General features: G+C 62.9%; 15 protein-coding genes and 1 riboswitch. Of the genes, 7 read left to right on the top strand and 8 right to left on the bottom strand.

Annotated features, from left to right (window positions below):
* Window positions 1-22: 22 nt before the first annotated feature.
* The 6 genes from exoL to exoP are packed head-to-tail and all read left to right on the top strand — an operon-like array spanning window position 23 to window position 7,520.
* A complete protein-coding gene (exoL, locus tag M1D34_RS19730) occupies window positions 23-1,234 on the top strand; it encodes a succinoglycan biosynthesis glycosyltransferase ExoL (RefSeq protein ID WP_498783828.1) in 1,212 nt (403 codons plus the stop codon).
* Window positions 1,231-2,223: a succinoglycan biosynthesis glycosyltransferase ExoA gene (exoA, locus tag M1D34_RS19725; protein ID WP_004434899.1), complete on the top strand. Its 993-nt coding sequence runs from the start codon at window positions 1,231-1,233 to the stop codon at window positions 2,221-2,223. Before exoL ends, exoA begins: the two co-directional genes overlap by 4 nt.
* Entirely contained in the window at window positions 2,223-3,152 is a 930-nt protein-coding gene (gene exoM / locus M1D34_RS19720; RefSeq protein WP_498783826.1) for a succinoglycan biosynthesis glycosyltransferase ExoM, read from the top strand. Before exoA ends, exoM begins: the two co-directional genes overlap by 1 nt.
* Window positions 3,149-4,195, top strand: coding sequence for a succinoglycan biosynthesis glycosyltransferase ExoO (gene exoO, locus M1D34_RS19715; protein ID WP_498783825.1), 1,047 nt, complete (start codon window positions 3,149-3,151; stop codon window positions 4,193-4,195). Before exoM ends, exoO begins: the two co-directional genes overlap by 4 nt.
* A 4-nt stretch (window positions 4,196-4,199) precedes the next feature.
* Complete coding sequence (locus tag M1D34_RS19710) at window positions 4,200-5,105, top strand: UTP--glucose-1-phosphate uridylyltransferase (protein WP_498783823.1); 906 nt, start codon at window positions 4,200-4,202, stop codon at window positions 5,103-5,105.
* Window positions 5,106-5,159: 54 nt separating this feature from the next.
* Complete coding sequence (gene exoP, locus M1D34_RS19705; protein ID WP_498783821.1) at window positions 5,160-7,520, top strand: succinoglycan biosynthesis transport protein ExoP; 2,361 nt, start codon at window positions 5,160-5,162, stop codon at window positions 7,518-7,520.
* A gap of 42 nt (window positions 7,521-7,562) precedes the next feature.
* Here exoP and M1D34_RS19700 read toward each other — a convergent pair whose 3' ends face one another.
* Together M1D34_RS19700 and thiD are read right to left on the bottom strand one after the other, a co-directional pair.
* On the bottom strand, window positions 7,563-7,811 hold the full coding sequence (locus M1D34_RS19700) for a hypothetical protein (protein WP_033048577.1): 249 nt from the start codon (window positions 7,809-7,811) through the stop codon (window positions 7,563-7,565).
* 60 nt (window positions 7,812-7,871) lie between these two features.
* Complete coding sequence (gene thiD / locus M1D34_RS19695) at window positions 7,872-8,672, bottom strand: bifunctional hydroxymethylpyrimidine kinase/phosphomethylpyrimidine kinase (protein WP_498783819.1); 801 nt, start codon at window positions 8,670-8,672, stop codon at window positions 7,872-7,874.
* A gap of 128 nt (window positions 8,673-8,800) precedes the next feature.
* Window positions 8,801-8,903, bottom strand: a riboswitch (TPP riboswitch).
* Between the two features lie 213 nt (window positions 8,904-9,116).
* Between thiD and M1D34_RS19690 the strand changes: the two genes are divergently transcribed.
* On the top strand, window positions 9,117-9,776 hold the full coding sequence (locus tag M1D34_RS19690; protein WP_004434881.1) for a peroxiredoxin: 660 nt from the start codon (window positions 9,117-9,119) through the stop codon (window positions 9,774-9,776).
* 119 nt (window positions 9,777-9,895) lie between these two features.
* On the opposite strand, the gene M1D34_RS19685 is transcribed toward M1D34_RS19690, so the two are convergent.
* The 6 genes from M1D34_RS19685 to M1D34_RS19660 form a co-directional block, all read right to left on the bottom strand.
* Window positions 9,896-10,900 (bottom strand): serine hydrolase domain-containing protein, encoded by a 1,005-nt coding sequence (locus tag M1D34_RS19685; protein ID WP_498783817.1) that lies wholly within the window; start codon window positions 10,898-10,900, stop codon window positions 9,896-9,898.
* Between the two features lie 102 nt (window positions 10,901-11,002).
* Window positions 11,003-13,015, bottom strand: a complete 2,013-nt coding sequence (locus M1D34_RS19680) for a beta-galactosidase (RefSeq protein WP_498783815.1) — start codon at window positions 13,013-13,015, stop codon at window positions 11,003-11,005.
* Between the two features lie 119 nt (window positions 13,016-13,134).
* Window positions 13,135-14,169, bottom strand: coding sequence for a LacI family DNA-binding transcriptional regulator (locus M1D34_RS19675; RefSeq protein WP_498783813.1), 1,035 nt, complete (start codon window positions 14,167-14,169; stop codon window positions 13,135-13,137).
* A 7-nt stretch (window positions 14,170-14,176) separates the two neighbouring features.
* The gene (locus M1D34_RS19670; RefSeq protein ID WP_498783811.1) at window positions 14,177-15,889 is read right to left on the bottom strand and encodes an amylo-alpha-1,6-glucosidase; all 1,713 of its coding nucleotides are present in this window, start codon (window positions 15,887-15,889) and stop codon (window positions 14,177-14,179) included.
* Between the two features lie 3 nt (window positions 15,890-15,892).
* On the bottom strand, window positions 15,893-16,705 hold the full coding sequence (locus M1D34_RS19665; protein ID WP_498783809.1) for a carbohydrate ABC transporter permease: 813 nt from the start codon (window positions 16,703-16,705) through the stop codon (window positions 15,893-15,895).
* Window positions 16,698-17,657 (bottom strand): carbohydrate ABC transporter permease, encoded by a 960-nt coding sequence (locus tag M1D34_RS19660; protein ID WP_004434865.1) that lies wholly within the window; start codon window positions 17,655-17,657, stop codon window positions 16,698-16,700. Before M1D34_RS19660 ends, M1D34_RS19665 begins: the two co-directional genes overlap by 8 nt.
* Between the last annotated feature and the right edge of the window lie 6 nt (window positions 17,658-17,663).

The raw sequence follows: 17,663 nt of genomic DNA, 5'->3' as shown, positions 1-17,663 counted from the left end.
GGGCAGGAAAACGGACGTTTTCATGCTGCAGATACTCTATCTGGCACAGGATCTTGCCGATCCCGCAGTGCGCCGGAGAACCCTGACGCTCGTCGCGGGCGGCGCACGCGTGACGCTCGCCGGCTTCCGCCGCGGCGACAATCCGCTGGCGGCCATCGACGGCGTCGAGCCGATCGAACTCGGAACCACCGCCGACGGCCGTTTCGCTCAGCGAATCGGTGCCGTCGCCCGCGCGTGTCTGTCGCTGCAACGCCAGCTCGGCCATCTCCGCAAGCCCGATGTCATCATCGCCCGCAATCTGGAGATGCTTGCCGTGGCGAGGAGAGCGGTCGCGTTCTTCGGCGGCACGGTTCCCATCGTCTACGAATGCCTCGATATCCACCGCCTCATGCTGCGCAAGGATATCGTCGGGCGGATGCTGCGCGCGGCCGAAGGCCAACTCGGCAAGGATGCGCGCCTGTTGATCACCAGTTCCCCCGCCTTCATCGAGCATTATTTCCGGCCCCTTTCCGGCATCGGCGCTCCGCCGATGCTTCTGGAAAACAAGGTGCTCGAAATCGACGGCACGGTCGAGCGGCGGACGGCCTCACCGGCCGAGAGCCCGCCGCCCGGCGCACCCTGGAAGATCGGCTGGTTCGGAGCGCTTCGCTGCCGCAGGTCGCTCGCCCTTCTCGCCGAATTCTCGCGCAAGATGGAGGGCCGCTTCGAGATCGTCATGCGCGGCAGGCCCGCCTATTCCGAATTCGACGATTTCGACGGCTTCGTTCGCAACGAGCCCTTCATGCGGTTCGAAGGCGCCTATCGCAATCCCGAAGACCTGGCGGAAATCTATGGCGAGGTCCATTTCACCTGGGCGATCGACTTCTTCGAGGAGGGCCAGAATTCTGCCTGGCTGCTGCCGAACAGGCTTTACGAAGGCTGCCGCCACGGCCGAATCCCGATCGCCATGAAGGGGACGGAGACCGCTCGTTTCCTGTCCGTGCGGAGCATCGGCCTCGTTCTCGAGGGAGCCGACGTCGAGAGCCTCGCCACGGTTCTCGGTCCGCTGACGCCAAATTGCTATGCCGACGCCGCGGAGCGTATCAGCCGCTGCAATCCGGGATCCTGGGTGTTCGACCGGACGGATTGCGAAGCTCTGGTGCGGCAGCTGGCAACGCTCACGCTGCAGGCGCCGCAGACCGTTCCCGTAGTCGCGATGGCAGGTTCCAGCCACAAAGAAGGTGGATTTCTATGAGCTCAGATGAACTGACGTCCACGTCGAGCCTTATCGTCATACCCTGTCTCAACGAGGCCTCGCATATCGAGGCGCTGATCGAAAAGCTGCGCCCGTCACTCACACCGTTGAACGCGCGGGTCGTCATTGCCGACGGCGGCAGCACGGACGGAACGCGGGAGATCGCCCGGCGCCTTGCCACTGAGGATCCACGGGTGCTCTTCCTCGACAATCCGAAGCGCATACAAAGCGCAGCGGTGAATCGTGCGGTCGCCGAACTCGGCGCCGGCAGCGACTACCTGATCCGCATCGACGCCCACGGTACCTATCCGGACGATTATTGCGAGCGGCTCGTCGAGGACGCGCTGGCGACCGGCGCAGACTCGGTCGTGGTCGCCATGCAGACCGTCGGTTTCAGCACCTTCCAGAAGGCAACGGCCTTCGCGCAGAACTCCAAGCTCGGCAATGGCGGTTCGAAGCACCGCACCGGTGCCGTCGGTCACTGGGCCGAGCACGGTCACCATGCATTGATGCGCATCGAAGCCTTCAAGGCTGTCGGGGGCTATGACGAGAGCTTCAGCCACAACGAGGACGCCGAACTCGACTATCGCCTCGGAAAGGCCGGCTACCGGATCTGGATGACCGACAAGACGAGCATGGTCTACTATCCGCGTGCCAAGCTCGTCCCGCTGTTCTGGCAATATTTCGGCTACGGCCGCGGCCGGGCAAAGAACTTCCTCAAGCATCGCGCAATGCCGGGGCTCAGGCAGATGCTGCCGCTTGCGGTGGCACCCATCGCTTTCGGCGCGCTTCTCGCGATCGTCAACTGGATGGCCGTGGTGCCAGTCGGGGTTTGGGCTGCCGCATGCCTCGGCTATGGCGTCTGGATGGCGCTCGGCCAGCGTAATCCTTATGGACCGCTCGCCGCCGTTGCAGCCATGGTCATGCACCTTGCCTGGTCCGCCGGGTTCTGGCGGGAACTCCTCGACTTCCGCCGCAGGGTGGCCTGATGCCGAATGAAACTCTTCACATCGACATCGGCGTCTGCACGTACCGCCGGCCGGAGCTTGCCGAAACGCTTCGCTCGCTGGCTGCGATGAACGTGCCGGAGCGCGCCAGGTTGCGCGTGATCGTGGCCGACAACGACGCGGAACCGAGCGCCAGGGCTCTGGTCGAAGGACTTCGGCCGGAGATGCCGTTCGACATCCTCTACGTTCACTGCCCTCACTCGAATATCTCGATCGCCCGCAATTGCTGCCTCGACAACAGCACCGGCGACTTCCTCGCCTTCCTGGATGACGACGAGACCGTTTCCGGCGACTGGTTGACCCGCCTTCTGGAAACGGCGCGCACCACGGGAGCCGCCGCCGTGCTCGGCCCGGTCAGGGCGCACTACGGGCCTGCGGCCCCCGGCTGGATGCGCAGCGGCGATTTCCACTCGACACTGCCGGTCTGGGTAAAAGGTGAGATCCGGACCGGATACACCTGCAATGCGCTGCTCAGGCGCGATGCGGCTTCGCTCCTTGGCCGGCGCTTCAAGCTTTCACTCGGCAAGAGCGGCGGCGAGGACACGGATTTCTTCACCGGGATGCACTGCGCCGGCGGAACGATCGCCTTTTCGCCGGAAGCATGGGTGCATGAGCCGGTACCGGAAAACAGGGCCTCGCTTGCCTGGCTCGCGAAGCGTCGTTTCCGCTCCGGACAGACCCATGGACGCCTTCTCGCCGAGAAAGCCCATGGCTTGCGACAGGCCTGGAATATCGCCCTTGCCGGGGCAAAATCCTGCTTTTGCGCAACTGCCGCGGTCCTCTGCTTTCCTTCGGCCGCAAGGCGGAACCGCTTTGCGCTACGCGCCGTACTGCATGCCGGCGTCATCAGCGGCCTGCTGGGGCTTAAGGAAATCGAACAATACGGAGCCCGCGAGGTGACCTCGGCATGAACCCTCCGGCGATCGACAAGGTCCCCGACGTCACATTCGTCGTGGCCGCCTATAATTCCGCGGATACGATCGTGCGCGCGATCGAAAGCGCACTGGCGCAGGAAGGTGTAACCGTCGAGGTCGTCGTGGTCGACGATTGTTCGGCAGATGCGACGCCCGCGCTCGTGGCGGCGATCCCGGATCCCCGGGTCCGCATGATCGCCCTTGATCGCAACCGCGGTCCGGGCGGCGCACGCAATGCCGGCATCGGGGCGGCGCGCGGCCGGTGGATCGCCGTTCTCGATTCGGACGATACAGTCCGGCCGGACCGGCTCAGGCGGATGATCGAGCGAGCGGACGCGGCCGGGGCGCAGATCGCCGTCGACAATCTCGACGTCGTCTCGCTGGACGGACGCAGTCTCAGGATGTTCTCCGAAGCCGAACTCGCCCGGCTGCCGCAGCTCACGCTTCCCGCCTTCATCGAGTCCAACGTGCTCTTTCGATCCGAGCACAATTTCGGCTACATGAAACCGATCTTCGAGCGCCGCTTCCTGGAAAACCAGCAGCTTCGCTTCGACGAGACGCTGCGCATCGGCGAGGACTACATCCTGCTGGCCTCGGCCCTTGCCTGTGGCGGGCGCTGCGCGGTCGAGCCGTCCGCCGGCTACATCTATCATATCCGCGAGGGTTCCATCTCGCGTGTGTTGAGGCTCGATCACATAGACGCGATGATCGCCGCCGACGAGGCGTTCCTGCGCCGCTACGCGCTCGACGGCCTGGCTCAGAAAATGCAGCACAGGCGCATGCGCGGCTTCCGCGAAGCTCGCTCGTTCCTGGTCCTCGTCGAGCAGTTGAAAAAGAGATCGTTGGCCGGCGCGCTCAAGACCGCTCTGGCCGACCCGTTTGCGCTCCGGCATCTCAGCATGCCGATCGCTGCCCGATTGCGCCGCCTTGCCGCGCGTTTCGTGCATCCCTCCTCCCATTCGGCCCCCCGTGCCGCCCCCGTGACGGCGGCGGCTGAAAGATCCCCGCTGGGCAACGACCCCCACATAAGCAAAGGATGATAAAATGGACCGCGTCAGGACCGTCAGAAAAGCAGTAATCCCGGTTGCCGGAAACGGAACGAGGTTCCTTCCGGCGACGAAGGCAGTGCCCAAGGAGATGTTGACGATCGTCGACCGGCCAGTCGTTCAGTATGCCGTGGACGAGGCCCGCCAGGCCGGAATCGAACATATCGTCTTCGTCACCAGCCGGAACAAGCAGGTGATCGAGGACCATTTCGACGACGCGCCGGAGCTCATCTCGTCGCTTTCACGCTCCGGCAAAAGCGCGCAGATTTCCGAACTCGAGGCCATGTTGCCGGCAGCCGGCTCGGTCAGCTTTACCCGTCAGCAGGCCCCCCTCGGCCTCGGGCACGCGGTATGGTGTGCGCGTGACCTGATCGGCGACGAGCCCTTCGCGCTTCTGCTGCCGGACATGGTCTCCTTCGGCGCGCGCGGTTGCGTGGCCGGCCTCATGGACCTCTATCACGAGGTTGGCGGCAACGTCGTCGGCGTCGAGCAATGCGCCGCCGAGGAAGCATCGAAATACGGCATCGTCGGCAAGGGCGAGACGGTCCGGCACGGTTTCTCCGTAACCGAGATGGTCGAAAAGCCCGCCGCCGGAAAGGCACCGTCCAACTACTATCTCAATGGTCGCTACATCCTTCAGCCGGAAATCTTCTCGATTCTGGCCCATCAGACGCGCGGCGCCGGCAATGAGATCCAGTTGACCGATGGCATGCTGACGCTTTCGCAATCCCAGTCCTTCCACGCGCATCCCTATGAAGGCCGCACCTTCGACTGCGGCTCGAAGCAGGGCTTCATCGAAGCCAATGTCGCCTTCGCCCTTGCTCGTGCGGACATCGGCGATATCGTTTTCGAATCCGTCCGCGACATGGTTCTGTCTCACGAAAGCCGCATCCGGGCGGCATAAGCGGCGGCTTCCGGCAGTCCTGCGGGACTGCCGGAACAAGGACCGGAGAAGAAGATGAACAGAACGGCCCCCATGAAACAAAGAAGCGTTCCATTGAGCAGCATCATGCCCAGCGAAGAACAGTCAGACGGCTTTATCGACCTCGACCGGCTTGTCGCCGCAGTCTTTCGTCGTGCCCGGCTTGTGGCCGCATTCGTCGTGCTCTTCATTGCGCTGGGGGCCGCTTATCTCCTGTTTGCCACGCCCTATTACACGTCGATGACGCAGATCCTTCTCGACGAAAACCTGTCCAAATACGCCGAGGAAGAACCTACCCCGGTAAACAGCCAGATGCTCGATACCCAGATTGCGAGCGCGGTCGAGATCCTGAAGTCCGGCGAACTCGCCCTGCGCGTCGTAGACAAGCTCAAGCTTTCGGAAAACGATACCATCCTCAATCCGCCGCGCTCCCCGGTCGACATGGTCAAGGAATGGCTGAAGACGGCAACCGGGCTGTTTTCGGGCGGGCCGGATGTCACGGAGGAGGCAGCGCGCAACGGACGGCGGCAGAAGGCGGCCGCGATCATACAGCAATCGCTCGCGGTCGAGCGTGTCTCGCGCAGCTCGGTCGTGGCCGTTGCCTTTCGCTCGAGCGACCCCTTGCTCGCGGCGACCATCGCGCGCGGCTACGCAAGTGCCTATCTGACCGATCAGTTGAACGCCAATTTCGAGGCGACCGAGCGCGCATCCGTCTGGCTGCAGGAACGGCTTACGGACCTCCAGCAGCGCTCGCAGGCCGCCGCGCTCGAAGTCGCGCATTTTAGGGCCGAAAACGGTCTGACGGCTGCGCGGGGCGAGTTGATGTCCGAGCAGCAGATGGCCGACCTCAACAGCCAGCTCATCGTCGCCCAGGCCGATACGGCAAGTGCGTCGGCCCGTTACGACCAATACAAGTCGATCGTCGACCAGGGACCGGAGAACGCGGTCAAGAACGCCACCATTTCCTCCAAGGAGGGTGACAATTCGGTGATCCGTGACCTGAGGACGCGCTATCTCACCGTCGGCAAGCGCGAGCGGGAAGTCTCGGACAATTTCGGCGCCGACCACCCGCAGGCGGTATCGCTCCGCGCCGAGCAGGAGGATGTCGCGCGGCAGATCTACCAGGAACTGCAGCAACTCACCGCAAGCTACAAGAACGAATACGAGGTCGCCCAGTCGCGCGAGGAATCGCTCAGGAAGAGCATCCAAGGCATTGCCGGCAAGACCTCCGACGCCAGCGAGCAACTCGTGCAATTAAGGGAGCTCGAACAGAAGGCAGCGGCTCTGAAGACGCTCTACGAGTCCTATCTCGGGCGCTACGAACAGGCGACGCAGCAGCAATCCTTCCCGATCGCCAAGGCTCGCGTCATCTCCGAGGCCGGCGTGCCCGTGTCGCCGTCGAGCCCCAAGAAAACCATGACTCTCGCGCTCTCGGCCGTGCTCGGCATGATGGTCGGCGGCGCTTACGCGGCCTTCCTCGAATTCCGCGAACGGACTTTCCGCCTGGAGGGCGACATACGCTCGATCCTCGGCCATCGCTCGCTCGGCTACGTTCCGCTGCTCGGAACGCGCATGAAGAAGAAGGCACAACTGGTCCATGCGCATTTCGGCTCGGTGAAAAGACACGACGAAGCGGTGGACGATACGATGCCGTTCCAACGACTTTCGCGCATCGTCGTCGATGCGCCGCGTTCGACCTTCGCGGAAACCTTCCGCAACGCCAAGCTTGCCTGCGACCAGATGCTGGCCGGCAGCGAAAGCCGCGTGATCGCCATTGCATCGGCCCTTCCGGACGAGGGAAAATCGATCATTGCCGCGAACTTCGCCGCACTACTGGCGGCGAGCGGCAAGCGCACCCTGCTCATCGATGCCGATATACGCAAGCCGGGACTGACGCAGATGATCACGCCCGCCCCGCGCACCGGGCTCGTCGAAACGCTGACCGGAGAAGCCACCTGGCCCGCCGGAATCAAGGTGGACCAGCGCACCAAGCTCGCAATCCTTCCGGCCGGCGGCGCCTCGCATCAGCGGCATCAGAGCAACGAACTGCTCGCCTCGCCGGCCATGGCGAACCTTATCGAGAACGCCCGCAACGCCTTCGATTATGTCGTCGTCGATCTTGCCGCACTCGCCCCTGTCGTCGACGCGAAGGCCTTCGCGCCGCTGGCCGACGGCATTCTCTTCGTGGTCGAATGGGGAAGGACGCCTTCGCGGCTCGTACGCGATCTGCTCCACTCGGAACCGTTGATCAATTCGAAGGTGCTGGGCGTCATCCTCAACAAGACGGATATGAACGAACTCGGCAAATACAGCGACTTCGACGGGGCGGAGAAATATCGCCATCGCTACGGCAAATATTACGTCGAGAATACGACCACGGAAAACACCGCCGCTTGAGGCGACCGCGGCCGCGCCACTTGTGTGCGCGGCCTTTCGCCGTCAGACCCTGCGGCGATCGACGATCCAAGCGGCTGCCATTAACGCAATGACCGCCGTAAGGGCAATCAGTGCCAGCGCGTAGAAGAGCGAATATTCGACCAGCGACGGCAGGATCGAAAGAGCACGCCGCGCCCTGCTTGGCGACCGCCGCCAATCCGGCAGGTCGTCACGGTTGAAAGCCTCCAGCCGGCGGGTAAGAAAGTGCATATCGCGAAAACCGATTGCCAATCGAAGCCATGGAGCGGTCATGCTGCTGAACAACCGTGGCGATAGCGAGGCACTTCAGCGCCCCGAGCCGTCACCCGGCAGTCAATCTTTCCACCATCGGTGGAAGTGATGAACCGGACCGCGCCCCTGACCTATCTCCAGGCTGTCGGCTGCTGAGATTGCGGCATGCAGATACGCCTTGGCTGCGCTCGCCGCTTCGATCAGCGGCACGCCTTTCGCAAGGCTGGCGGCAATGGCTGCCGAAAGCGTGCAGCCGGTGCCGTGGTCGTTGCGCGTCTCGATCCGCCCGGCGGGAAGGCGGACAAGAGTGTCGCCGTCGAAGAAGAGGTCTGTGGCCTCCTGGCCCTTCAGGTGCCCGCCCTTGACCAGAACCGCATGTGCGCCCGTCCGCATGATCGCTTCCGCCTGGCGCGCCATCTCCGCCTCGTCCCCGGCGATTGCGCGCCCAGTCATGAGCGCGGCCTCGGCAAGATTGGGCGTGACGACGAGCGCCAGCGGCAACAGTTCTTCGATGAGCGCGGCAACGGCATCCGGACGAAGCAGCGCATCGCCGGAGGTAGCCACCATGACGGGATCCACGACGGCCAGTTTCCCGAACCGGCGCAATCCATCAGCAATGGCGGCGATCGTTTCCCGACGCGAGACCATGCCGATCTTGACGGCCTTCACGTCGAGGTCGGAGAAGACGGCGTCCATCTGCGCCGACACGATTTCAGCGGAAACATCCTCGACGGCCGTCACACCCCTGGTGTTCTGGGCCGTGATCGCAGTGATGACGCTGGCGCCGTAAACGCCGAGCGCTGAAAACGTCTTGAGGTCCGCTTGAATGCCGGCGCCGCCGCCCGAGTCCGAGCCGGCGATGCTGAGCGCGATCGCCGTCATGCGCAGTCCTCCTTCGCACGAGGGCAGATGATGCTTGCGAGTGGTACGGCAATGGACGTCATCGATCGATCTCCAGACGGAACATCACGGAGATCCAGGAAAAGGCGATGAAAAGGCGAACTTGCCGCTGGCGGCCTTCTTTCCGTTCCTACGCCGGCATGACCCGGATCAGGTTCAAGGGTCCGGCTCAACGCCATCTCAGCACCGTCTAGTGCTCCCCTCGGAATGCGCTATCTATGCGGCTGTAGCAGACCGATGTCAACGCGACCGCGCAAAGGCTTGTAAGACCTATCTTTTAGGCCAGCCGGCAAAAATATACCCGCAGATTGGCAAGCTATGATGCAGTCATTCCTTCTGCCGCCGTCAATCGCTCGTTTCCTCCTCGAAAACGGCGGAGATTGCGTTATTCTTAGCGAAATTTCGTCGTACAGGAGGGAACACGCCATGAGTCTGCGCATCAACGATACCGCCCCTGATTTCACCGCCGAGACAACGCAGGGCACGATCAATTTCCATGAATGGATCGGCGACGGCTGGGCTGTCCTCTTCTCCCATCCGAAGAACTTCACCCCCGTCTGCACGACGGAACTCGGCGCCATGGCGGGGATCGAGCCGGAGTTCCGCAAACGCGGGGTCAAGATCATCGGGATCTCGGTCGATCCGGTCGAGAGCCACTCCAAGTGGAAGAACGACATCAAGGTCGCGACCGGCTTCGAGGTCGACTACCCGCTGATCGGCGACCGCGATCTGAAGGTGGCAAAGCTTTACGACATGCTGCCGGCCGGCGCCGGAGAGACGTCCGAAGGCCGCACCCCGGCTGACAATGCCACGGTGCGCTCGGTCTACGTCATCGGCCCCGACAAGAAGATCAAGCTGATCCTCACCTATCCTATGACCACCGGCCGCAACTTCAACGAGATACTGCGCGCCATCGACTCGATCCAGCTCACTGCCAAGCATCAGGTGGCAACGCCCGCCAACTGGCAGCAGGGCGAGGACGTCATCATCACGGCCGCCGTCTCCAACGAGGACGCCGTGCAGCGTTTCGGCTCTTTCGACACCGTGCTTCCCTATCTCCGGAAGACGAAGCAGCCAACGGCATAGCAAAACCCGCTGGCCAACAGTCAGTCGTAAGGGCGCGTCAATTCATCAAGGGTTGACGCGCCCTTACCGCTTCTTCCTAATATTCTTGTTTAATACCCTCAGGGCAGAACCATCCTGCCTCAATCCGCTTTGGCGGTGGAGATGATCTCCGCCAGAACCCCGTGCAGGGCGTCGCGATAGCCGTTGCGTGCCGAGGGGCCGCTTTCATCCGACGTCATGACCACCGTCAGGTTCAGGGACGGCACTATGTAGAGCATCTGGCCGCCATAACCCCAAGCGTAATACACATCCTCGTCGCCGATCCGGCGCGTGAACCAGCCATATCCATAGCCGTCGCCGGTAAAACGGGAGGCGGTGCGCGGCTGCCAGGAAAGCTCGACCCAATCGGCCGGGACGACCTGCCGTCCGTCCGCGGTGCGGCCGCGATTGCGATAGAGCTCGCCGAAGGCAAGCAGCGACCGCGCGCTCATCGCCATCTGGTTGCCGCCGAGATAAATGCCCTGGGGATCCCGCTCCCAGGCACCGATCCGGAAACCCTCGACCGGATCGAGCCATTCGCGCGCAAGCGCCAGTGTCGGCCTGCCGCCGACCTTGGTCAGTATTGCCGAGAGCAGATGGGTCGAGGCGGTCGAATAAAGCATCCGCCCTCCGGGCTCGTCGTCGAATGGCTGTGCCAGTGCGAAACGAACCCAATTGCGGCTAGACACCCAGCGGCCGTAGTTCGGTCCGGACATCCGCCCCAATCCCGCCTGCATCGAAAGCAGGTTGCCGATGGTGATGTCGTTGATCCGGGGGTCGGCCTGCGACGGGAGGTCTTCCTTCAGGAGCGGCGCGATCTTCTGCTCCGGGCCGTCGAGCAGACCCTTGTCGATCGCGATGCCCACAAGTGCGGACACGATCGATTTCGACGCCGACTTGATGTTGGTCGACTCCGAGGGCGTGTGGCCGCGATAACCCTTCTCGGCGATCGTCTCACCGTCCCTGGCAACGACCACAGTCTTCAGCGGTTTCAACTCGTCCCTGGTCTCCAGGCTCGTCAGCAAGGTGGTGACGGACTGATCCTGCGCGGCTGCCGCCGAGTGGAAACCGAGGAGTGCAAGGAGCGTAATAACGAGCATAGTCATGCGTTCGACCTAGGGCGAACGGCACGACAAGTCATCAAGTGCAATCCAAGCTCACGACGATGTGACCTCGCCGAAAGGTCGGCTACATCGATGCTCCGGGGTTCATTCTTTCCAGATCGCAACATCGACGGGTTTTAGCGTGCGGCCTCCCACGTAGAACTCGGCCGAGGCGCCCGCGGGCACCTCCGCGGGGATCCGGCCGAAATTGAAGGCGAAACGGAGATTGCCACGGCGCGTCACGCGAAGATCGCCGAGGTCGGGCAGGCTTTCCAACCCAGCCCAGCCGAGCGCGTCGCCGATCACCTTGTCGAGCAATGCCCCGTTGGCCGCAACCGCCAGGTAGCGTGCCTTGTCGTTGCCGACGAGCGCCGGCGTGCCGTTACGATACTCCCCGTCGAAGCTTGCGAGAACGGTCTCGTTCGTCCTGACGGTCTCGCGCCAACCGCCCGCCTCGTAGGCCTCGTTGCCATAGAGAACGGTTTCGCTGTGAAACTCCGGCAGCGACTCGACCCGCGAGACGCTGACATCGATGAGCTTCGCCAGCGGTCCTGGTGGTAGTCCCTCGGGGATGTGCATGTCCCTCGTCTTGCTGCCGCTGCGCGCACCGAAGACCACCTTGGCATCCGCTCGCGCGAGCCGCTCCACGAAAGCCTCCTCGGCAATGACGAGATCCGGCGCGAGGATCAGCTTGTATCCGTCGAGGTCCGAGTGCTGGCCGATGAAATCCACATCGACGCCGAGGCGGGCCGCCGTCGAATACCAGTCGAGCGCAACCGCCGAAGCGGAATAGCTCCGCCCCTGCGGCAGGACGCGTGTCGCCCAGCGAGATTCATAGTCGAGAAGAATCGCGACCTGCGCCTTGCCACGCACCTCTCCCTCGGGCAGGCGCTTCATTTCAGCGACGACTTCGGCGACTTCAAGATAGCCCTGATCCGCGTCGCTGTTTGGAAGAAGGAGGCCCGCGTGAAACTGTTCCTGCGCGAAAGGCGCCTGCCGCCAGCGGAAATAGGAAACCATGTCGACCCCATGGGCATAGGCGAGCCACGTCCAGAGCCGCACCATGCCGTCGGCGGGGGACTGGTTGTGCGCCGCCCAGTTCACCGGCCCCGGTTGCTGCTCCATGACCCAGACGCGGCCGCGGCCGACGGCGCGGTAGAGATCGTGGTTGAAGGCCGGCTGGTCGGGATCCCCGACCCGGAGATAATGCTCCTTGTCCTTCGCTGCGAGGCGTCCGTTGAGCAGGCCGCCCATCGGATAGACGTCCCAGGAGGCGATGTCGATGTCCTCGCCCACCCTGTAATGATCGAAATCGGTGTTCTGCGACATGAAGTTGTGCGTCACCGGTCGCCCGGGCGAATGCGCCCGGATGATGTCGACCTGCGCCTTGTTGAAGCTCTTCACCTGATCGGAAGAGAAGCGGATGAAATCCACCCCGTGGGTGGGGCTCGGCTCCTCCACGAGATTGTTCGGCAGGTCGATTTCCTCGAAGCTATCGTAGCGCATCGACCAAAATGAGGTGCCCCAGGCGCGGTTCAGCTCATCGATCGAGCCGTAGCGTTCGGCCAGCCACAAGCGGAACGCCCCGACCGCCTCGGCGGAATAGCTGTAGATCGTGTCGTGGTCGCCATATTCATTGTCCGTCTGCCAGGCATGGACATAGATGTGTTCGCCATAGCGGCGCGCCATCGCCTCGGTGATGCGCGCCGCCTCGGAGCGGTAACGCCGGCTCGAGAAGCAATAGTGGCGTCGCGCGCCGAATTTGCGCACCGCTCCGGTCGCGTCCACCGGCAGAATCTCGGGATAGCGGTTCACGAGCCATTTCGGCGGGGCCGCCGTCGGCGTGCCGAGGATGACCTTGAGGCCGGCCTTGCCCAGAACATCGATCGCCTCGTCCAGCCATTCCCAATGAAATTCGCCCGACCGCGGCTCTATTTTCGCCCAGGCGAACTCACCGATGCGAACCCAGGAGAGGCCGAGCTCGACCATTCGCCGGGCGTCCTCCGCCCATTTCCCGCGCGGCCATTGTTCCGGGTAGTAGCACACGCCGAGCTCAAGCCTGTCAGGCGTCCGTGCGTCGGAGTTGAAGTGATTGGGGCTAGTCAGCGGCATGTGCAAGGTAAAGTCCTTTGTCGTATTTCGATTGTCGGCGGAGAAACCGTCGCGACAATTGCGATCCGGTCTGGCTGATGTAAACGTTTATATTGCGCGCCGGAGCGTTGCGGCATCTTGGCCGGTCATCGTTCCGGCCTCAGCCGGTCGTCCGAGCGCTCGATGAGATCCGGCATCAGGAGCGTCTGCAGGGCCTCGGGCGGCTCTCCCTCCATCCGCCGCAGGATGAACTTGCCGAGCAGCGCGCTCGGCTCGCCGATCGGCAGGTAGTAGCTCGTGATCGGCGGTGCGAAATAGTGGCTGACGTTCAAGTCGTCGGTCGCATTGATGACCGCGTCACGCCCATGCACCAGCCCGCGCGCGTGGAAGCCGGAAAAGGCCCCGAGCGCGGTGGCTTCGTTGGCACAGATATAGGCGGTGGGCGGATCGGCAAGCGCAGACATGGTCACCACATTCTCCCGGCCGAATGCCGGCGTCAGCCGACCATGAGCGACGAGGGCGGGATCGTAGGGCAGGCCTGCCTTTTCGAGCGCTTTGCGGTAGCTTTCCAGACGGACGACGCCATAGGCGAACTGCTCTTTCGGATTGAGCAGCGCGATACGCCTGTGGCCGCGCTCGATCAACCGCGCCACGGACAGGCGGATCATCTGCTCGTTGTCGGCATCGACATAGGCATGCGGCGCATTGTGGATGCTCATGCCGTAGGTCACGAAGGGGAACTCCGCTTCCTGCATCAAGCGGATCCGCGGATCGTCGGCGCGCGTGCCCGAGATGATGATGCTGTCCGCCTTCTTCATCGAAACGATCTGACTGATCGTTTCCTGGCTTTCCTCGAAGTCGCGCACGGCGTAGAGCGAGACGCGATAGGGGCTTTCTTCCAGCGCCCAGGAAATACCGCTGAGGAGTTGCGCATATTCCACGCCCTCCCATTCGTTTTCCTTCGGGCCCGGCGCCGTCATGATGGCGGCAACCTGATAGGTCTTGCCGGTGCGCAGCTGCACGCCATGAAGATTGAGCTCGTAGCCCACGCGCTCGGCCGCATCGAGCACGACGGCCCTGGTCTCCGGGCGAACCTGCGGAGAATGCTTCAGGGCCTTGGAGACCGTCGCAATCGACAGTCCCGTTTCCCGCGCTATCGTCTTTATGGTCGGTCGCTGCATGACGGCTTCAACTCTTCACCGGTTTTTCGTCGCGGAGGGATTGCGCCAGCAGCAGATAGACTGCGGACGTCCAGGCGAATGCCCGGTCCCGAAGGCCCCTGCCCGAGCGCGCGTCGAAGTTTTCGGCCATACCGTGTGCGTTGGCAAGTGCACAGAACTTCTGCGCGATTTCCCGCGCCAATGCACCCTCGCCTTGGCGGCGCAGTCCATCCCACAGGAGATAGGTCGTCGGCGCCCAGATGGGTCCGCGCCAGTAACCATCGTCCTCGTAAAAGGGACTCCGGGGGCTCTCCGTCGCCGGGCCCCAATCGGTGATGAACGCGCCTTCGACCAGCCGGGCGACGAGCTGGCGGCACATTGCTGCCGGCAAGCGGGAGCCCAGCAGCAGCGGCATGAACTGGATCAGGCTCTCGCCCGGAAGAATTCGTTCGGGATCGGCGGCAAGACGCGCGGCAAAAGTCTCGCCGGTCCAGAGCGTGCCGACGAGGAGCGCTTGAAGTTCGTCGGCGATACGCAACCATCGGGCTGCTTTTCCCGGATCATCCTCCAGCAGGTTGGCAAGCGCCTCGCAGGCCAGGATGAGGAAGACCGGAAGGTCGGGTGACAGAACCGGGCCGCCTTCGGCAAAGAAGCTCGCATTATCCCAGCCGCTGTCATTGCCGTGGAAGTAGCTCGGCAACACATTGTTGCCGGCGCGGCCGTGGGTCAGCCAGTAGGAGACCTGCCTGCCGATCGCATCGCGCAGATAGGCTCGGCGTTCCGGCGTCAGGAAACCGGGATTTTCGCGCGCCATGCAGGAGACGGCCCAGCCGTGAACGGGGGGCTTGGTGAAGGCGAAGAGCGCTTCGCGGTCGTTGACGTAGTCCGGCAGCAGGCCGGAAGCGTCCTGATGGTCGAAGATCGCTGCGAACTGGCCGAAGGCGAGCTCTTCGTCGAAGGCGGCAACGCCGAGTGCCGAGAAAACATTGTCCCAGCTCCAGATGTTGATCATGCCGTTTTTCGACATGTAGATCGCCGGCCGCGTCAGCACGCCTTCGGCCGGCACGGTATTCGCCCACAGGAGATAGGCCGCGAGCCGTTGCGCTTCCTCCTGTCCGGGGACACCCGCCGGGATCGATCGATACCAGGCACCGAACTCGGCTGTAACGGCTGCATGTGCCTCCTCGAAGCTGCCGGGTCCTTCCGGCGGCGGGAGGGCGCGAAAGAAATCGACATTGCCCTCGAATGTCCCCTCGCCCGAAAGCGTAAAGGAAACATCGGTGGACCGGTCCCTGTCCCACTTGCCGGAAACGGCGAGTTCACCAAGACGGCCCCGCGGAATGAATTTCATGTTCTCACCCGCTGCAACGAGGCACCATTCGCCGCCGGGCGTGCGGTAGACATAATCGTAGCGCGATCCTTCGACATGGAAACGCACGCCGGCATTTTCGCCGCGAATGTGCAACCGCTCGCCGTCTCCGATGACGAAGCGGACGATGCCTTCGCCGGTCCGCGCCACAAGCTGATCCGGCGACAGTTGGAAGCGCGTCGCCGCCGGCCGGCCTTCCCCGTCCAGGAACTCGACACGACACAGCCGTCCGAGCGAAGGACGCTCGTCGCCGCCGCTGACGCGTCTGAGGTAAAGCGCACGCTCGCCGTCACGACCGGGAACACGCATCGTCGACAGCGTCAGGAAGCGCCCCTTTCGGCTGAAGGGAACATGGTCGATATCGAACAGCATTGCCTATCCCTTCACCGAAGAGCCGACGGCTCCATCCATGACATAGCGCTGCGCCAGGAAGAAGAGGGCGAGCGGCGGCAGGCAGAGGATGACGGTGATCGCTGCGATCGAGGTGACGTCGATCTCATGCAGGCCCTTGAACATCGAAAGCCCGAGGGTGAGCGTGTACTTCGACTGATCGTTGAGGAAGATCAACGGCCCCAGATAGTCGTTCCACGCATTCATGAAATGGAAGGTACCGACCAGCACCAGGGCCGGCAGCATCAGAGGCAGATGGATGCGCCAGTAGATGTCGAAGCTGTTCGCTCCGTCCATGCGGGCTGCTTCGTCGATCTCCATCGGTATCGTCATGATGTATTGGCGAAGCAGGAAAACGAAGAAGGCGTCGGCGAAATAGGCGGGCACGATCAGGGGTTTGAGCGTGTTGATCCAGCCCAGCATGTTGAACTCCATGTAGAGCGGAATCATCTTCACGTCCCAGGGTATCATCATGGTCGCGAGCAGCAGCACGAACAGGGCGTCGCGTCCAGGAAACCGGAAGCGGGCGAAGCCGAAGGCGACGAGCGAACTCGAAAGAAGCTGGCCGATCGTCGAAAGGACGACGACGATCAGCGAGTTCGAAAGATAGGTGCCGAAGGGCTGCTTGTTCCAGGCGGCTGCAAAATTCTCCCAGTGCCACTCGGACGGCCAAAGGACCGGTGGGAACCGATATAGCTCCGCCGTGCTTTTGACCGCCGTCATGAAGGTCCAGTAGAACGGCGCGATGAACAGGGCCGACAGCAGGATCAGCGTCGCATAGAGGACGGTCTTACGCATCGCGGTCTCCATCGGCCGGCCGGACCTCGCCCTCGTAATAGACCCATGCGGCGGACCAGCGCATGACGACGAGGCTGAGCGTCAACACGATGACGAACATCACCCAGGAGCCGGCGGCGGCGTACCCCATGTCGAAATATTTGAAGGCGTTGTCGTAGATGTACATGGCAAAGAAATAGGTGGAGCCGAGAGGGCCGCCCTTCGTCAGCAGAAGCGCTATCGTCAGCTGCTGGAATGCGGAGATGATCGAGGTGATGAAGGTGAAGATCAGCATCGGCCCGAGCATCGGCAGCGTGATGAACACCATCTGCGCCCAACCCGGAACCCCCGAGACGGTCGCGGCCTCGTAGAGCTCTTTCGGAATGGCCTTGAGACCGGTGAGAAGGATCAGCATCGTACCGCCGAGGCCCCAGAGGCTTGCGACGATGATGGCGACCAGCGCCAGGCTGGGATCGCCGAGCCAGTTCGGTCCATCGATGCCGACGAGCGAGAGCATGAAGTTCAACAGTCCGTATTCCCTGCTGTAGATCCAGCTCCAGATCGTCACAAGCGCAACGCCCGAGATCACGCTCGGCAAATAGAACACCGTGCGAAAGAAGCCGCTGGCGAAAGTCGCATGGTGCAGCAACAGCGCCAGCAGGAACGACATGACGATGTTGAACGGCACGTAGATCGCCGCGAACTTCACCGTGATCCAGAGGCTTTCCCGGAATTGCGGGTCCTCCATGAACATCGAGCGGTAGTTGTCGAGTCCGACGAAGGTGCGCTCGCCGACGACGGGCCAGTCGAAAAAGCTCATCGTCAGCGAGAAGCAGAGTGGGCCGAGGGTGAAGAAGAGGAACCCCAGTATCCATGGGGAGATGAACAGGAACGGCGCAAGATGCCGCCCGGCATTCGCTCGTCTGCGCCGAACGACCTCCGCCTTCGGTCCCGTATGGGCAGCCATGTCCATCCCCCG

Source organism: Ensifer sp. D2-11 (assembly GCF_054161295.1).
The sequence above is the reverse complement of the archived record's forward strand: the minus strand, read 5'-3'. Positions and strand labels throughout refer to the sequence as shown.

What these genes read in the sequence shown, in the direction of transcription:
- M1D34_RS19665 (WP_498783809.1), bottom strand. Translation starts at nt 16,705, where the DNA reads ATGCGTAAGACCGTCCTCTATGCGACGCTGATCCTGCTGTCGGCCCTG.
- M1D34_RS19710 (WP_498783823.1), top strand. Translation starts at nt 4,200, where the DNA reads ATGGACCGCGTCAGGACCGTCAGAAAAGCAGTAATCCCGGTTGCCGGA.
- exoL (WP_498783828.1), top strand. Translation starts at nt 23, where the DNA reads ATGCTGCAGATACTCTATCTGGCACAGGATCTTGCCGATCCCGCAGTG.
- M1D34_RS19685 (WP_498783817.1), bottom strand. Translation starts at nt 10,900, where the DNA reads ATGACTATGCTCGTTATTACGCTCCTTGCACTCCTCGGTTTCCACTCG.
- exoP (WP_498783821.1), top strand. Translation starts at nt 5,160, where the DNA reads ATGAACAGAACGGCCCCCATGAAACAAAGAAGCGTTCCATTGAGCAGC.
- M1D34_RS19670 (WP_498783811.1), bottom strand. Translation starts at nt 15,889, where the DNA reads ATGCTGTTCGATATCGACCATGTTCCCTTCAGCCGAAAGGGGCGCTTC.
- M1D34_RS19700 (WP_033048577.1), bottom strand. Translation starts at nt 7,811, where the DNA reads ATGACCGCTCCATGGCTTCGATTGGCAATCGGTTTTCGCGATATGCAC.
- thiD (WP_498783819.1), bottom strand. Translation starts at nt 8,672, where the DNA reads ATGACGGCGATCGCGCTCAGCATCGCCGGCTCGGACTCGGGCGGCGGC.
- exoM (WP_498783826.1), top strand. Translation starts at nt 2,223, where the DNA reads ATGCCGAATGAAACTCTTCACATCGACATCGGCGTCTGCACGTACCGC.
- exoA (WP_004434899.1), top strand. Translation starts at nt 1,231, where the DNA reads ATGAGCTCAGATGAACTGACGTCCACGTCGAGCCTTATCGTCATACCC.
- M1D34_RS19675 (WP_498783813.1), bottom strand. Translation starts at nt 14,169, where the DNA reads ATGCAGCGACCGACCATAAAGACGATAGCGCGGGAAACGGGACTGTCG.
- M1D34_RS19660 (WP_004434865.1), bottom strand. Translation starts at nt 17,657, where the DNA reads ATGGACATGGCTGCCCATACGGGACCGAAGGCGGAGGTCGTTCGGCGC.
- exoO (WP_498783825.1), top strand. Translation starts at nt 3,149, where the DNA reads ATGAACCCTCCGGCGATCGACAAGGTCCCCGACGTCACATTCGTCGTG.
- M1D34_RS19690 (WP_004434881.1), top strand. Translation starts at nt 9,117, where the DNA reads ATGAGTCTGCGCATCAACGATACCGCCCCTGATTTCACCGCCGAGACA.